This window comes from Caulobacter sp. GW456-12-1-14-TSB4 (assembly GCF_059424195.1).
In genome coordinates, this window is sequence record NZ_JBWKZF010000026.1 from 36,781 (window position 1) to 52,625 (window position 15,845).

Consider the following 15,845-nt stretch of genomic DNA (forward strand, 5'->3'; position numbering starts at 1 on the left):
AGCGCAGGTGGCAAGTCACACGGTGAAATGCCGATCACTCAACCATGCTTTGAAATGCAATCTTAAGACGCATTCGCTTCGTTCGCCTTCCAGACAAGGAAAACGACATGGCGACTAACGACACCCGTGCTGACGATCTCCGCGCGCTCATCAATCAAAGCGACAACGCCGCAAAACGCATCTTCGACACGCTCGCGCGGATGACGGCTGTCTGCGTGCTCGTTCAACTCGCCAACGCCACGCGCAATCCCTGGCTCTACGCGACAGCCTCCGCCGCGGGAGTGACGTTCTTCGCCTGGCTGACGATCTGGTTCTATCTGGGGCGTCTTGAGGTCATGGCGCGAAAGGGCTTTCCCGACCGCTCGCATAACTTCCCGGCCGCCTTCTCTTTCACGGTCCAGGTCTTGCTGATCGGGTTGGCGCTCTGGGGCTTGTGGACCGTGACACCCGAAGTCATGCGGGCGCTTGTCGCCACAGCCCTGGCCAAATAGCGCGACGGCCGACTAGCGCGGCTGCAGCGCCCGCCAACCGATGTCGGTGCGGTAGAAGCCACCCTCCAGCGAGATCGCGCCCAGCGCCGCATAGGCCATGTCGCGAGCCTCGTGCAGGGTCGCGCCCAGGGCGCAGACGTTCAGCACCCGGCCGCCCGATGCCACCAGGCGGCCCTCGAACTCGCGAGCCGTGCCGGCGTGGAACACCACGGCCTCGTCGCCGAAGTCGGCGTCGGCGCCCTGGATCCGGCCGCCGGTCTTGGGGGCGTCGGGATAACCCTCGGCGGCCAGGACCACGCAGATCGCCGCCTCCTCGCGCCACTTGGGCGGCTCGGCCGAGGCCAGTTCGCCCTTGGCGGCGGCCAGCAGGATCGGGACGATGTCGCTCTCAAGGCGCAGCATCAGGGTCTGGCACTCGGGGTCGCCGAAGCGGGCGTTGTATTCCACCAGCTTCGGCCCCGTCGGCGTCAGCATCAGGCCGGCATAGAGCACGCCGACATACGGATTGCCCTCGGCGGCCATGCCCTCGACGGTCGGGACGATCAGCTCGCGCCAGGCCTGGTCGATCAGGGCGTCCGTCAGGACGGGCGGCGGGGAGTAGGTGCCCATGCCGCCGGTGTTGGGGCCCTCGTCGCCGTCATAGGCGCGCTTGTGGTCCTGGGCCGCGCCGAACAGCACCGCCGTCTTGCCGTCGCAGAGGGCGAACAGCGAGGCCTCCTCGCCGTGCATGAACTCCTCGATCACGACGCGCGCGCCGGCCGAGCCGAAGCGGCCGCCCAGCATGTCGAGCACGGCGGCGTCCGCTTCGGCGCGGTTCGCGGCGATCACCACGCCCTTGCCGGCCGCCAGGCCGTCGGCCTTGATCACGAACGGCGCTTCCAGGGTGTCGAGGAAGACGCCGGCCGAAGCCGCGTCCTCGAACACGCCATAGGCCGCCGTCGGCAGGCCGTGGCGCTGGCAGAAGTCCTTGGTGAAGGCCTTGGACGTCTCAAGCTGCGCGGCGCGCTGGCTGCCGCCGAAGCAGGGGATGCCGGCCTCGGCCAGCTTGTCGGCCAGGCCGACCTCCAGCGCCGACTCCGGACCGACCACGACGAGGTCCGCGCCGATCTCCTGGGCCAGGGCCACGAGGCCGTCGGCGTCGGTCACCTTGACCGCCCGCAGCTCGGCGACGGCTTCGATGCCGGGATTGCCCGGGGCGGCGACGAGGCGCCCGCACAGCGGCGACTGGGCGATCTTCCAGGCCAGGGCGTGCTCGCGCCCGCCGGACCCGACGAGGAGGATGGTCAGCTTTTCCATGAGCGCGGGGTGTGGCGCGCGCGGGGCAGCCGGTCAAGGCGCCAGCGCCTATCGGGGCCTTAGAAGTATCCTCTCCAGGCCATCCCAATCGCTGGAAGGCCGTTCGAAGGTTCTGGGGTCCAGCAGCCCAACCTCCTCGAGCGTATAGCCGACGCGCCCATAGTTGCAGCCGGCGCACGTAATCACGAGATTCTCGATCGCATTGTCCCCGCCTCGGCTGTGCGGGACGATGTGGTCGTACTGCAGCCAGAGGCACTGGAAGGCCGCGTGGCAGGTCGCATTGGTGTTTCCCCAGTAGGCCGCCTGCGGATAGGCCTTCGCGAAGGCCTTGCGCACTTCCGCGCGGATCACCGGGATGCCGCAGAAGCCACAGTGGTGACCGTAGCGGTTCACGACCGCCGCCTTCTCTGAAGCGGATGGCATTCGAACCAGCATGCGCTCGGCCTTTGGAACGAGCGGCGGCGCATTCGCGACTTCACGGACGCGAAGATAGGTCCTCTGCTCCGGATGCTTCTTGGCGCTGCCCCACAGCGAGTCAGTCCACATCCGTACGGCCAGAATGTCAGCCGCTTCGAGACATGCGACCGCCTGCTTGGCCTTGCCGGCCAGATGCGCGTCGGCAGCGGCGCTGAGTAGACGCGCCGCCCGGAAGATTTCCGGAACCGGCTCCCTGAAACATCGGCGCGGCGCCAGGAATGCTTGTGGATCCATCGTGCCCCCTCGCCCCAAAGAAGAGCGAGGCTTGGCGTGTGTAAAGGCGACATTCGCCCCTCCGCGCCGTCGTTCGCCCCTAGCCGGTGGCGCGGCGACCGTCGGCCAACCTTGATGGCGGCCATGGACACGCTCTTCTCCCCCGCCCTCGCCCTGCACGTCGCCTGCGGCTTCGCCCTCGTCGCCGTCGGCGTCGTCCCGGTCCTCAGCCGCAAGGGCTCGCGCCTGCACCGGTGGTCGGGGCGGACATTCGTCGGGCTGATGAGCCTGTTGCTGGCCGCGGCCTGGGTGATGACCGCGCTGCATTTCAACGCCTATTTCGCGGCGCTGTCGGCGACGGCGACGATCACGCTCTTTTCCGGAGTCCGGGTGCTGGGGCGCAAGCGGCCGGACCTCGATCCGCGCCAACGGGCCAAGCCCCTGGACTGGGCGGTCACGCTGGCCCTGGTCGGCATCGGCGCCTGGGTGCTGCTCCTGGTGCTCACCGGCCAGACGGGGAACAAGGCGGCGGTCAGCGCGGCCCTGGTCTATGCGGCCTTCACCTATGGCGGCTGGGATCTGTGGCGCTTCACCCGGCCGACGGCCTGGCCTTTTTCCGCCAACCTCTGGACCTATGAGCACCTGGTGAAGATGTTGAGCGCCTATGGTGCGGTGATCAGCGCCTTCTCGGGTAACTTCCTGACTTTCCTGCCCACGCCATGGAGCCAGCTCTGGCCGACCTTGTTGTTTCAGCCGATGGCCGCGATCTGGATCACGGTCCTGGTCCTGCGGCGCCGCCGCCAGCAGCGCGCGCTCGCCGCCGCCTGAGCGCGATCCCGACGGCCGCCTGGATGTGGGCGTTCACCGCCTATGCCTGGGCGATGACCACGGTCTGCGCCGCCTGGTTCGCCCGGCGGCTGGCGGCCGACCGGGGCCATGTCGTCGGACTGGTCGAGTCGCTGGCCTGGCAGGGCGGGATCTATGCCGCCTGGCTGCCGGCGGCGGGGATCGTCTGGCTGCTGCTGCGCCGCTATGGCACGGGCGCCATCGGCCTGCTGGCGCTCTATCAGGCCGGCGTGCTGGTCGTGCCGCTGGAGGCCCTGATCTCCAGCCTCGTCGACATGGCCTTCGCGCCCGGCGGCGACCTGGCGGTGCGGACCCTGTCCAAGCTGCCGATCGCTCTCCTGCTCTACACCGCCATCATCGCTATCGGCCTGGCCGCCGCCAACCATCAGAAGGTCCGCGAGGAGAAGGCCCGCGCCAAGGCCCTCGAGACCGCCCTCGCCGAGGCTCGCCAGGCCCTGGAGCAGACCGCCCAGGCCGCGCCCGAGCGTCCGGGCCGACGGCTGATGGTCATGGCCGGCTCGCGCCGCGTGCCGGTGGCCCTGGACGAGATCGAACGGTTCGGCGCGGCCGACAACTATGTCGTCGTCCACTGGGCCGGCCGCGAGGGCCTGCTGCGCGCCACCCTGCAGAGCCTGGAAGGTTGGCTGGACCCGCGCGTCTTCGCCCGCTGCCACCGCTCGACCCTGGTCAACCTGGCGCGCGTGCGCGAGACCCAGCCGCTGTCGGACGGCTCCTGGCGCCTGACCCTGGAGAGCGGGGCCGAGGTGGTGACCAGCCGCACCTACCGCGACGACCTGCTGGCGCGACTGCGGCGCTGACCTCAACCGGTCCGTCAGCAACCGTTTGCAACCATGCGGCCTAATGTCCCGCTTGGCCGCATCGGCCAAGGCGACGCTTGTCAGCTCTATCGGCCGCTCGTTTAACGAGCAGATGGCCGCAGATCACGACCACCCGCTCGAAACGCCGATCCCCGATACCTCGCACCCGACCAAGGCCCTGCACTCGCGCGCCTTCCTCGACGCCGTGGTCGAGAGCGTGCCGGCCATGCTGGTGGTCAAGAACGGCAAGGACGGCCGCTTCGTGTTGGTCAACCGCGCCGGCGAAGAACTGCTGGGCGTGCCGCGCGAGACCCTGCTGGGCCGCAACGACGCCGACTTCTTCCCCGCCGACCAGGCCGCCTTCTTCGCCGAGATGGACCGCAAGGTGCTGGAGAGCGACCACGTCTGGGTGATCGACGAGGAGCCGCTGAAGACGCCGCACAACGGCGACCGCTGGCTGCAGACCAAGAAGATCGCCATCCCCGGCGAGGGCGACGAGAAGCTGCTGCTGATCATCAGCGAGGACATCACCGAGCGGAAGCAGTCGGCCGCCGCCCTGGAGGCCGCCCTGCAGAGCGCCCAGGCCGCCAGCATCGCCAAGTCGGAATTCCTGGCCAATATGAGCCATGAGATCCGCACACCCCTGAACGGCGTGCTGGGCATGGCCCAGGTCCTGGCGCAGACTGAGCTGACCGCCCGCCAGCGCGAGATGATGGACGTGATCCTGGGCTCGGGCCAGGCGCTGAACGCCCTGCTCAGCGGCATCCTGGATCTCGCCAAGATCGAGGCCGGCGAGGTCGAGCTGGAGCCCGCGCCGTTCGACCTGCGCGAGGACCTGACGGCCGCCGCCGCCACCTTCGAGGGCCTGGCCCACCAGAAGGGTTTGAGCTTCTCGCTCGATTTCGCCGACGGCTTCCACGACCGCGCGGTCGGCGACGCCCTGAAGATCAGCCAGATCGTCAACAACCTGGTCAGCAACGCGGTGAAGTTCACTTGCGAGGGCAAGGTCTCGGTGAGGGCCGCAACGCACGAGGCTGACGACGGCGCCATCGTGCTGGAGGTCGAGGTCCAGGACTCCGGCGAGGGCTTCGCCCCCGAGGTCCGCGACAGCCTGTTCGAGCGCTTCGTCCAGGGCGACGGCTCGATCACGCGTCGCTTCGGCGGCTCGGGCCTGGGCCTGAACATCGCCTTGCGCTTCGCCAAGCTGATGGACGGCGACATCACCTGCGACTCGACGCCGGGCCAGGGCGCGACCTTCCGCTTCACCGCCCGCCTGGCGAAGGCGGAGGCGGAGGTCCCCGCGCCCGTCCGCCGTCCCACACCGGCTCCGTCGGCCCACCGCCTGCGCGTGCTGCTGGCCGAGGATCACCCGACCAACCAGCGCGTGGTCGAGCTGATGCTGGGCGAGATCGCCGACCTGGTGGTGGCCGAGAACGGCGCGATCGCCCTGGAGGCGTTCGACAGCCAGCCCTTCGACATCGTGCTGATGGACACCCAGATGCCGGTCATGGACGGGCTGAGCGCGATCCGCGCCATCCGGGCCCGCGAGCAGGCCGCCGGGACGGGACGCATCCCGATCATCTCGCTGACCGCCAACGCCATGCCGCATCAGGTCGAGGCGTGCCTGGAGGCCGGCGCCGACCTGCACCTGGCCAAGCCGATCACGGTGGCGGCGCTGTTCGAGAGCATCGCGGCGGCGGGCGACTTAGCTGCACAAGTCGACGACGAAGGGGACCGCACGGCGGAGACCTAAAGGGAACCCATGGGTCAGCCTTGGACGACCGGATCGAGAATTCCGAGGCCAAGCCATTGCCGCCGAAAGCATTGCCATTGACGGAGAGCAATCAAGACGCCCTCATACCTAGCAATGTATGGGGATTCTCGCCCTAAGGACGTCGGCTTTGTCGCCTACATCGACGAAGCTGGCGACCCAGGCATCCGCGGGGTGCAGCCTGTTGACCCAAATGGGGCCAGCGAGTGGTTCGTTGTGTCGGCCGTAGTGGTCCGAGCAGAAAACGACGCGAAATCAGTCGACTGGGTGCGGCAGGTGCGCACTGACCTACGCCTAACTCAGGGACCTCAGCTACACTACAAGACACTTAATCCGACCCGCAGACTTTCGGTGTGCAAGCGCCTAAGCGAACTCGATTGCCGCGTATTCGTTGTAGCGTCCCACAAACCTAACATGCACGGATACAAAAATGACCGCGCGGCGAAAGTCGGCAGTCAAATGCCGTTCTACAATTGGTGCACACGCGTTCTATTGGAACGAGTCACGGCCTATTGCCGACAGAAATCCCTATCTGAATGGGGAAAAGCTCGTCTTATTAAATTAGAACTCTCAAAAGCCGGCGGCCTGAACTACGATCAACTTATAGCTTATCATGAGTATCTGCGCCGTCAGACGCGCCCCTATCTATCGAAAGGGCAAATTGCCTGGGACATGCTGCATCCAGATTTATACCGAGCAGTTAGATCTCATGAGTGTGCCGGTGTTCAAATTGCGGACATCGCAGCAAGCGCATTTTATCAGGCGCTTCACTCAGAGCATTCCGGCTGGGACGTGACTTATGCCAAAGCGCTCGGACCACGGCTGGCCAGGGAAGGCCGCATCATCGCAAATCACGGCCTGACGCTTATGCCTTTTCAATCGGGGCTTCGCCGGCTCAATGAACGCCAGCGCGAAGTGTTCGAATACTTTGGCTTTGAATTTGAAGAAGGGTGGCGGGCCCCGGCCTCTGTTGCACCTCAAAGCTGATAGGACGCCCAACGACGGGCAACCGTCTCTGAAGTTGTCCGCCATGACCTGCCAGCGGACTAAAGGTTTTTCCGGCATATCCCGCCAGCAGCGAATCTGAAGCGCGTCGGAGTCGCTGTCAATTTACAGTCGACCCGAGCGCCCAAACTTCAACCTTAGCTAAGCCGCGTCCAGGTCCAGCGAGTAGCCCGCCGAACGCACCGTGCGGATGGGGTCGCCGTCCGAGGTGCCGTTCAGGGCCTTGCGCAGGCGGCCGATGTGGACGTCGACCGTGCGGGCCTCGACATACACGTCCGAGCCCCAGACGGCGTCCAGCAGCTGTTCGCGGCTGAACACCCGGCCCGGATGCTGCATCAGATAGTCCAGCAGGCGGAACTCGGTCGGGCCGAGGTGGATCTCCTTGCCGTTCCGCTTCACGCGGTGGGCGACCCGGTCGATGATGATGTCGCCGACCGTGATGCGGTCGTCGGCCAGGCCCGGGCGGATGCGGCGCAGCACCGCGCGGACGCGGGCGGTCAGCTCGACCATCGAGAACGGCTTGACCACATAGTCGTCGGCGCCGGTGTCGAGGCCGCGGATGCGGTCGCTCTCTTCACCGCGCGCTGTCAGCATGATGATCGGCACGTTGCGGGTTTCCGACCGGCCGCGCAGGCGGCGGCAGACCTCGATGCCCGAGACCTTCGGCAGCATCCAGTCGAGGATGACCAGGTCCGGGGCCCGCTCGTTGGCCATGATCAGGGCTTCCTCGCCATCTCCGGCCACGCCAACGCGATAGCCTTCCTTGTCGAGGTTGTAGTGAAGCAGGGTGGCCAGGGCGTCTTCGTCTTCGACCACCAGAACGTACGGAGTCACTTCAGGCTGCCTCTAGGATGATTACTGCGAGAGCACGTCCAGCTTCGGGCGCTGCGAGATCAGCTCGTCGCCCGTCAGCTCGAAGTGGATGATTTCGGCGATGTTGGTGGCGTGGTCACCAATGCGCTCGAGGTTCTTGGCCACGAACAGCAGATGAGCGCAGGCGTTGATCGTGCGCGGGTCGCCCATCATGTAGGTGAGCAGTTCGCGGAAGATCGAGTTGTAGTGCTCGTCGACTTCCTCGTCGCGGCTCCACACGCCGATGGCGCGCTGCAGGTCCGAGGTCGTGTAGGCGTCCAGAACGTCCTTCAGGCGGCTCTGCACCAAGCGGCCCATGCGCTCGATCGAGCGGGTCAGGGCCGTCATCGGATCGGCTTCGGTCAGGATCAGCGCGCGCTTGGCGATGTTCTTGGCCATGTCGCCGCAGCGCTCGAGGCTCATCGAGATCTTCAGCGCGGCCACCGAGTGGCGAAGGTCCACGGCCATCGGCTGGCGCAGGGCGATCAGCTTGAAGGCCTTGCGCTCGATCTCGGCCTGCAGGATGTCCAGGCGCTCGTCGCCGGCGACCACGGCCTGGGCCAGCGGCCCGTCGCGGCGGGCGATGGCCACGATGCAGTCGGCCACTTGGCTCTCGACCAGGCCGCCCATGCGGGTGACCTCGGCGGTCAGGTGGGCCAGCTCTTCGCCGTATGACTTGACGGTATGTTCGGTCATCTAGGGATCCCTCCGCTTAGCCGAAGCGGCCGGTGATGTAGTCCTGCGTGCGGCTGTCGCGAGGATTGGTGAACATCTCCTCGGTCGGGCCGCTCTCGACCAGCTTGCCCAGGTGGAAGAAGGCCGTGCGCTGCGAGACGCGGGCCGCCTGGGCCATCGAGTGGGTGACGATGACGATGCAGAACTGGCTGCGCAGCTCGTCGATCAGCTCCTCGATTTTGGCGGTGGCGATCGGGTCCAGGGCCGAGCAGGGCTCGTCCATCAGGATCACTTCCGGCGACACGGCGATCGCGCGGGCGATGACCAGGCGCTGCTGCTGGCCGCCCGACAGACCGGTGCCCGGCTGGTGCAGACGGTCGGCGACTTCGTTCCAGAGACCGGCCTTCTTCAGGCTGCTCTCGACGATGGCTTCCAGCTCGTCCTTGCGCGTGGCCAGGCCGTGGATGCGCGGACCGTAGGCGACGTTCTCGAAGATGGTCTTCGGGAAGGGGTTCGGCTTCTGGAACACCATGCCGACGCGCGAGCGCAGGACCACCGGATCGACGCTCTTGAGGTTGACGTCATTGCCGTCGATCTCGATCGAGCCCTCGACGCGGGCCGAGGGGATGGTGTCGTTCATGCGGTTGATGCAACGCAGGAACGTCGACTTGCCGCAGCCCGACGGGCCGATGAAGGCGGTGACCGACTTGGCCGGGATGTCGATGTTGACGTCGAACAGCGCCTGCTTCTCGCCGTAGAAGACCTTGACGTCGCGCGCCTTGATCTTGGCCTCGCCGACCGAGGCGGCGGCGTGGGCGTGCGGGACGGAGGTGTGGATCACCGGCGTGTGGGCGGTGTCGTCGGGGCTTTGGGTGGTCATGGCGTGTCCCTGGACGAGGGGCGAAGCGTTGGGGTTCAGGATCCGGGTCATGTGAAACCTACCAGCGGCGTTCGAAGCGGCGGCGCAGGATGACGGCCGCGGCGTTCATGACGATCATGAAGACGAGCAGGACGATGATGGCGGCGGCCGTGCGTTCATGGAAGGCCCGCTCGGAAGCGTTCTCCCAGATGAACACCTGGACCGGCAGCACGGTGGCCGCGCCGGTGAAGCCTTCCGGCACGCCGGGCACGAACGAGACCATGCCGATCATCAGCAGCGGCGCCGTCTCGCCCAGGGCGTGGGCCAGCGACAGGATGGCGCCGGTCATCACGCCGGGCATGGCCAGCGGCAGCACGTGGTGGAAGACCGTCTGGGTCTTCGACGCGCCGACGCCCAGGGCGGCTTCGCGGATCGAGGGCGGCACGGCCTTCAGGGCCGAGCGGGTGGCGATGATCACGGTCGGCAGGGCCATCAGGGCCAGCACCAGACCGCCGACCAGCGGCGAGGAGCGCGGCACGTGCAGCCAGTTGATGAACAGGGCCAGGCCCAGCAGGCCGTAGACGATCGACGGCACGGCGGCGAGGTTGTTGATGTTGACCTCGATGATGTCCGTCCAGCGGTTCTTCGGGGCGAACTCTTCGAGGTAGGTGGCGGCCATCACGCCGACCGGCACCGCGATCAGGGCGGTGATGATCAGCATCATCGCCGAACCGACCACCGCGCCCAGCACGCCGGCCTGTTCAGGCTCGGTCGAGTCGGAGTTGGTGAAGAAGGCGAGGTTGAAGCCCGACTTCACCGAGCCGTCCTTCTCGAGCTTGTCCAGCCAGTCCAGCTGCTGGTTGTCCAGCTTGCGGTCGCCCTCGGCGGTCGCGCGCTTGATCTCGCCCTTAAAGTAGAGGTCGGCGTCGGCCTTCAGCGGGCCGGTCACGGTGATCGTCTTGCCGATCAGCGACGGGTCGGCCTTCAGCTTGTTCAGCAGCTGGAAGCCGAAGTCGCGCGACAGCAGGTCCTGGACCTTGCCCGAGGTGGTGCCCAGGTCGTCGTCCTGGACGCCCAGCTTCTTCATCATCGCTTCGGCGACGATGTAGTCGTAGTTGACGCCCGAGAGGTCCGAGCGGTCGATGCGCTCCGGGTTGAGATAGACCGGCACGCTGAGCGTGTGGGTTTCGAAGGTCGTGTAGCCCTGGGCCACGATACGACCGACCAGCACCACCAGGAAGATCAGCGCGACGACGATCGCGGCCAGACCCTGGGCCTTGAAGGTGCGTTCTGCGGCATGGCGCTTCTTCAGCCGGGCTTCCATGGCTGTCGAGGCGGCGGAGCGCGGGGCGGCCGCGCCGAGGGTCGCGTCAGTCATATTGTTCCCGGTACTTCTGGACGATGCGCAGGGCGATGATGTTCAGGCACAGGGTCACCACGAACAGGGTGAGGCCCAGGCCGAAGGCCGACAGCGTTTTCGGGCTGTCGAATTCCTGGTCGCCGGTGAGCAGCGTGACGATCTGGACGGTGACGGTCGTCACCGTGTCGAGCGGGTTGACGGTCATCTTGGCCTGGAGGCCCGCCGCCATGGTCACGATCATGGTCTCGCCGACGGCGCGGGACACGGCCAGCAGCATGGCGGCCATGATGCCCGGCAGGGCGGCCGGCAGGACGACCTTCTTGACCGTTTCCGACTTGGTGGCGCCCATCGCGTAGCTGCCGTCGCGCAGGCTCTGCGGCACCGAGTTGATGATGTCGTCCGACAGCGAGGAGACGAACGGGATCAGCATGATCCCCATCACCACCCCGGCCACCAGGGCCATCTGGTTCTGGACTTCCATCAGGTAGGTAGCGATCGGGCCGGGCGGCAGGGCCGCGCCGATGGCGTTGAAGCCGGCGCGGAACAGCGGGCCCACCGTCAGGGCGGCGAAGAAGCCGTAGACCACGGTCGGGACGCCGGCCAGGATCTCCAGCAGCGGCTTGACCACGCCGCGCGTCGTGCGGTTGGCGTATTCCGACAGGTAGATGGCCGAGTAGAGGCCGACCGGGGCCGCCACCAGCATGGCCAGGAACATGATCAGGAAGGTGCCGGCGAACAGCGGCACGGCCCCGAACGCGCCCGCCGAGGCGACCTGGTCGGCGCGCATGGCGATCTGCGGGCTCCACTCGGTGCCGAACAGGAACGAGAACGGGTTGACGCTCTGGAAGAAGCGCCAGCTTTCCCAGACCAGCGAGAGCACGATGCCCAGGGTGGTCAGGACCGCCGCGATCGAGCAGCCCAGCAGCAGGATGCTGGTCCAGCCCTCGACCCGGTTGCGGGCGCGGAAATCGGCGTTGATGCGCGGGAAGGCCAGCAGGAAGCCGGCCAGGGCCAGCACGCCGGCGCCAGCCAGCATGCCGACGTTCAAGACCGTTTCGATGCGGCGGGCTTCGGCGACCTTGGCGTCCAGGGCGACCTTCAGGTCGCCTTCGTAGGTGACTTCCGACGGGGCCTGCTTGGCCGCGATCGCGTGGGCGTCGCTGAAGAAGACGTTCTGCCGGTCCTTGTCCAGGCTCGCGATGGCGGCCGGGCGCGTGGACTGCAGCATCGCATCCTCGATGCGGCCGCCGAACGCGGTGCCCAGCAGCAGCAGCAGCGCGGCGGGGATGCCGGCCCACAGGGCCGCGTAGGTCCCGTAGTAGTCCGGCAGGGAGTGGAGGACGCGGGCGCGGCCTCCAGCGGCGGTCACGGCGCGGCGGCGTCCGGCGGCGAAAGCCAAGCCGGAAAACAGCGCCAGGACGATAAGCGAGAGCCAGGTCAGCATGCGTGAGGCTAATCTTGCGGCAAGTGTGTCGAAGGCCCCGCAGGATCGCGCGCCTTCCCCCGCAGAAATCTATGACCGCCGGGCGCTGTGCTTATGCGACGAATATATGACAGTTTGACGACAGGGTCCGGCCCAGCCTCGCCGGTGCGTCCGACCAAGGATCACCCAGCCTCGCCGGACGATATGTCGCACAGGTTTCAAGCTTGGCGAGAAACCGTGATTTCCCATTACTGTTCAGATACTTGATGCGAACCGACTGACACTCCGCCGGACTCTCGCCCCACGGTGGGGATTCCACATACCGGCGGTTCAGGAGTTGTTGACGGGCGCAACCCTCAGTGTGCTCGCACCTCGCAACCGCACTCATAAGGAGTCGTGACGGCGTCATGTTCAAGCGTTCGCATGTCCATGCCCAGGAGACCCTGGCCGCCCTCGACAAGTCCCTAGCGACGATCGAATTCGACCCGAGCGGCAAGATCCTCTCGGCCAACGCCAACTTCTGCGCGGCCATGGGCTACAAGCTCGACGAGATCGTCGGCCGCCATCACAGCCTGTTCGTCGAGCCGGCCTACGCCGCCAGCGAAGACTATGCCGCCTTCTGGCGCAAGCTGGGTCGCGGCGAGTTCGACGCCAAGGAATACCTGCGCCTGGGGCGCGGCGGGGTCGAGGTCTGGATCCAGGCCTCCTACAACCCGATCCGCAACGGACGCGGGCAGGTCACGCGCATCGTCAAGGTCGCCTCGGTGATCACCGAGCAGAAGCGCCTGGCCGCCGAAGAGTATGGCAAGATGGAAGCCATCAGCCGCGCCCAGGCCGTCATCGAATTCACGCCCGACGGCGAGATCCTGACCGCCAACGAGAACTTCCTGGCCGCCGTCGGCTATTCGCTGGGCGAGATCCAGGGCCGCCATCACCGCATGTTCGTCGATCCGGCCTACGCCGCCTCGCCGGACTACGTGATGTTCTGGAAGCGCCTGAACGGCGGGGAATTCCTGGCCGACGAGTTCAAGCGCGTCGGCAAGGGCGGCCGCGAGGTTTGGATCCAGGCCTCGTACAATCCGATCTTCGACCACAAGCGCCGCATCGCCAAGGTCGTGAAGTTCGCCACCGTGGTCACCGGCCGCGTCAACGCCGTCAACGAGATCGCCGCCGGCCTGGAGCACCTGGCCAACAACGACCTCACCTACCGCATCGACAACACGGTCGCTCCGCAGTTCGACAAGGTGCGCAGCGACTTCAACACCGCCATGGCGTCGCTGGACGAGGCCATGGGCGTGGTGGCCAGCGCCACCGACGGCGTCAGCGTCGGGGCCCAGGAGATTTCGCAGGCCTCCGAGGACCTGGCCCAGCGCACCGAACAGCAGGCCGCCAACCTGGAGAAGACCGCCGCCGCGCTTGACGAGATCACCGCCACGGTCAACCGCAGCGCCACCGGCGCCAGGCAAGCGTCCGAGGCCGCCACCGCCGCCCGCGCCGACGCCGCCCGCTCGGGCGAGATCGTCAGCGACGCCGTGGCCGCCATGGGCGAGATCGAGGCCAGCTCGACCAAGATCACCAGCATCATCGGGGTGATCGACGAGATTGCCTTCCAGACCAACCTCCTGGCCCTGAACGCCGGGGTCGAGGCCGCCCGCGCCGGCGAGGCCGGTCGCGGCTTCGCCGTGGTCGCCTCGGAAGTCCGGGCCCTGGCCCAGCGCTCGGCGGAAGCGGCCAAGGAGATCAAGGCCCTGATCGCCAGCAGCACGGCCCAGGTCGCGCGCGGCGTCCGCCTGGTCGGCGACACCGGCGAGGCCCTGTCGACCATCGCCGTGAAGGTCGGCCAGATCGACGGCCTGATCTCGGAGATCGCCGAATCCTCGCGCGAGCAGGCCATCGGGCTCTCGGAGGTGAACACCGCGGTCAACCGGATGGACGAGACCACCCAGCGCAACGCCGCCATGGTCGAGGAATCCAACGCCGCCTCGGCCAGCCTTCGGCAGGAAGCCAGCGAACTGACCGACCTGGTCGGCCGCTTCTCGACCACCGCCGCCGCCAAGGCCTCGGTCCCGCACCGGCCCGTGTCGCGCCCAGCGGCTCGAGCCCCGGCCAGAGCCCCGGTCCGCGCCCCAGCCCAACGACCGGGCGGCGCGGCCCTGGCGGTCAAGCCCGACGAGTGGACGGAGTTCTAGGCGGCCTTACGCTTCGGTGACCACCGGCGGGGCCGGGGCGGCCTCGACCCCGGCCTTGGCCATGGGCAGGTAGACCCCGAAGGTCGCGCCTTCGCCCTGGACGCTCTCGACCGTCAGCCCGCCCCGGTGGCGGTTCATGATGTGCTTGACGATGGCCAGGCCAAGGCCCGTGCCCGAGCGGTCGCCGCTCTTCTGGCCCTCGACTCTATAGAAGCGCTCGGTCAGGCGCGGCAGGTGCTCGCGGGCCAGGCCCGGGCCCCTGTCGGTGACCCGCAGCACCGCGTAGCGCTCGGCCGTGTCGTGGTCCGGAGTCAGCAGCGACATGCGCGAGGCCGCCGGATCGCGGGCGGCGGCGGCGGCTTCGGCGGTCAGGCCGGGGAAGATCTCGATCCGCACCGTGCCGCCCTTGGGCGTGTACTTCATGGCGTTGTCGATCAGGTTCTGGACCACCTGGATGATCTGGTCCCGGTCGCCATCGACCACCGCGCCGCCGCGCGGCGGCAGGACCGGGTCGAAGCTCACCTGCTTCTCGCGGGCCTGCGGGGCCAGGGCGTCGATGACATCGACGGCGGCCATGGCCAGGTCCACCCGGCCCAGCGGCGCGATGTGCTCGTTCAGCTCGATCCGCGACAGGCTCATCAGGTCGTCGATCAGGCGCGACATCCGCTCGGCCTGGGCCAGCATGATGGCCAGGAACTTGTCGCGCGCGCCCGGATCGTCCTTGGCGTGGCCGCGCAGGGTCTCGATGAAGCCCGACAGCGAGGCCAGCGGCGTGCGCAGCTCGTGACTGGCGTTGGCCAGGAAGTCGGCGCGGGTGCGCTCGCTGCGGCGGGCGTCGGTCTCGTCGCGCAGGGCCAGCAGGGCCAGGCGCGAGCGGCCGCCGGTCTCGCGCAGCGGCCGGGCATAGGCCAGCCAGGCCCGGCCTTGCGTGCCGCCGGTCTCGAACTCGGCCACGCCCTCGACGCCGCCGAACAGGGCCTCGTCCACGGCCTCCAGCACGCGCGGATTGCGCACGGCGGTGACCAGCAGGCCGCCCTGGGCCTGGATCTTGAACAGCTCGCGCGCGGCGGCGTTGGCGAACAGGAAGCGGCGGCCCGTCAGATCGTCGGCCTCCTCGGCGGCGATCACCATCAGGGGATCGGGCAGGCGGTCCAGGATCGCGGCGAACGGCGGCGCGTCCTCGTCGGCGGCCAGGGCCTGCGCCGCGCCCGAGATCGGCGAGACCAGGGCCCGATCCAGCCGGCGCAGGCTCATGAACCCCGCCAGGGCCGCGACCGAACCGGCCAGCAAGGCCGGGCCCAGCTCGGCCGCGCCGGTGGCGGCCAGGCCCAATATGGCCGCCGGCCCCACGATAACGGGCCAGAAGACGCGCAATGAGACGCTGTCGTGTCTGTCCGGGGGCGTCTGAGCCAGCGGCATGGGAAGGACTCTTCGATTCAAGCGAGAGGCGATTCGTCGATCCAGATATGGCGCCCCGCCATGCCATGCGATAGACGGTTGGCGCCTTAGTACGTGTCGCGAGCGGGACTCACCGCAATTTCGCCGCATCGTGACTCGAATTAATGCGCCG

14 protein-coding genes are annotated in these 15,845 nt (G+C 67.6%); 6 read left to right on the forward strand and 8 right to left on the reverse strand.

What is annotated here, in order from left to right; genetic code table 11:
- Nucleotides 1-107 precede the first annotated feature (107 nt).
- Nucleotides 108-491: a hypothetical protein gene (locus tag AC07YH_RS20450; protein WP_494748793.1), complete on the forward strand. Its 384-nt coding sequence runs from the start codon at nucleotides 108-110 to the stop codon at nucleotides 489-491.
- 12 nt (nucleotides 492-503) lie between these two features.
- Here AC07YH_RS20450 and purD read toward each other — a convergent pair whose 3' ends face one another.
- A complete protein-coding gene (purD, locus tag AC07YH_RS20455) occupies nucleotides 504-1,787 on the reverse strand; it encodes a phosphoribosylamine--glycine ligase (protein ID WP_494748794.1) in 1,284 nt (427 codons plus the stop codon).
- Nucleotides 1,788-1,835: 48 nt separating this feature from the next.
- Nucleotides 1,836-2,498 (reverse strand): HNH endonuclease, encoded by a 663-nt coding sequence (locus AC07YH_RS20460; protein WP_494748795.1) that lies wholly within the window; start codon nucleotides 2,496-2,498, stop codon nucleotides 1,836-1,838.
- 123 nt (nucleotides 2,499-2,621) lie between these two features.
- Between AC07YH_RS20460 and AC07YH_RS20465 the strand changes: the two genes are divergently transcribed.
- The 4 genes from AC07YH_RS20465 (at nucleotide 2,622) to AC07YH_RS20480 (ending at nucleotide 6,899) form a co-directional block, all read left to right on the forward strand.
- The gene (locus AC07YH_RS20465) at nucleotides 2,622-3,305 is read left to right on the forward strand and encodes a DUF2306 domain-containing protein (protein WP_494748796.1); all 684 of its coding nucleotides are present in this window, start codon (nucleotides 2,622-2,624) and stop codon (nucleotides 3,303-3,305) included.
- Between the two features lie 23 nt (nucleotides 3,306-3,328).
- Entirely contained in the window at nucleotides 3,329-4,141 is an 813-nt protein-coding gene (locus tag AC07YH_RS20470; RefSeq protein ID WP_494748797.1) for a LytTR family DNA-binding domain-containing protein, read from the forward strand.
- Between the two features lie 112 nt (nucleotides 4,142-4,253).
- Nucleotides 4,254-5,894: an ATP-binding protein gene (locus AC07YH_RS20475; RefSeq protein WP_494748798.1), complete on the forward strand. Its 1,641-nt coding sequence runs from the start codon at nucleotides 4,254-4,256 to the stop codon at nucleotides 5,892-5,894.
- A 114-nt stretch (nucleotides 5,895-6,008) separates the two neighbouring features.
- On the forward strand, nucleotides 6,009-6,899 hold the full coding sequence (locus AC07YH_RS20480) for a DUF3800 domain-containing protein (RefSeq protein WP_494748799.1): 891 nt from the start codon (nucleotides 6,009-6,011) through the stop codon (nucleotides 6,897-6,899).
- A 159-nt stretch (nucleotides 6,900-7,058) separates the two neighbouring features.
- Here AC07YH_RS20480 and phoB read toward each other — a convergent pair whose 3' ends face one another.
- The 5 genes from phoB to pstC are packed head-to-tail and all read right to left on the reverse strand — an operon-like array spanning nucleotide 7,059 to nucleotide 12,107.
- Nucleotides 7,059-7,751, reverse strand: coding sequence for a phosphate regulon transcriptional regulator PhoB (gene phoB, locus AC07YH_RS20485; protein WP_492102126.1), 693 nt, complete (start codon nucleotides 7,749-7,751; stop codon nucleotides 7,059-7,061).
- Nucleotides 7,752-7,772: 21 nt separating this feature from the next.
- Complete coding sequence (gene phoU, locus AC07YH_RS20490; protein WP_494748800.1) at nucleotides 7,773-8,465, reverse strand: phosphate signaling complex protein PhoU; 693 nt, start codon at nucleotides 8,463-8,465, stop codon at nucleotides 7,773-7,775.
- A gap of 16 nt (nucleotides 8,466-8,481) precedes the next feature.
- Nucleotides 8,482-9,324, reverse strand: coding sequence for a phosphate ABC transporter ATP-binding protein PstB (pstB, locus tag AC07YH_RS20495; protein ID WP_494748801.1), 843 nt, complete (start codon nucleotides 9,322-9,324; stop codon nucleotides 8,482-8,484).
- 58 nt (nucleotides 9,325-9,382) lie between these two features.
- Entirely contained in the window at nucleotides 9,383-10,681 is a 1,299-nt protein-coding gene (gene pstA, locus AC07YH_RS20500) for a phosphate ABC transporter permease PstA (protein ID WP_494748802.1), read from the reverse strand.
- Nucleotides 10,674-12,107, reverse strand: coding sequence for a phosphate ABC transporter permease subunit PstC (pstC, locus tag AC07YH_RS20505; protein WP_494748803.1), 1,434 nt, complete (start codon nucleotides 12,105-12,107; stop codon nucleotides 10,674-10,676). The genes pstA and pstC overlap by 8 nt, the downstream gene beginning before the upstream one ends.
- 386 nt (nucleotides 12,108-12,493) lie before the next feature.
- Between pstC and AC07YH_RS20510 the strand changes: the two genes are divergently transcribed.
- Nucleotides 12,494-14,275: a methyl-accepting chemotaxis protein gene (locus AC07YH_RS20510; RefSeq protein WP_494748804.1), complete on the forward strand. Its 1,782-nt coding sequence runs from the start codon at nucleotides 12,494-12,496 to the stop codon at nucleotides 14,273-14,275.
- A 6-nt stretch (nucleotides 14,276-14,281) separates the two neighbouring features.
- Here AC07YH_RS20510 and AC07YH_RS20515 read toward each other — a convergent pair whose 3' ends face one another.
- On the reverse strand, nucleotides 14,282-15,694 hold the full coding sequence (locus AC07YH_RS20515; RefSeq protein WP_494748805.1) for a sensor histidine kinase: 1,413 nt from the start codon (nucleotides 15,692-15,694) through the stop codon (nucleotides 14,282-14,284).
- Nucleotides 15,695-15,845 lie beyond the last annotated feature (151 nt).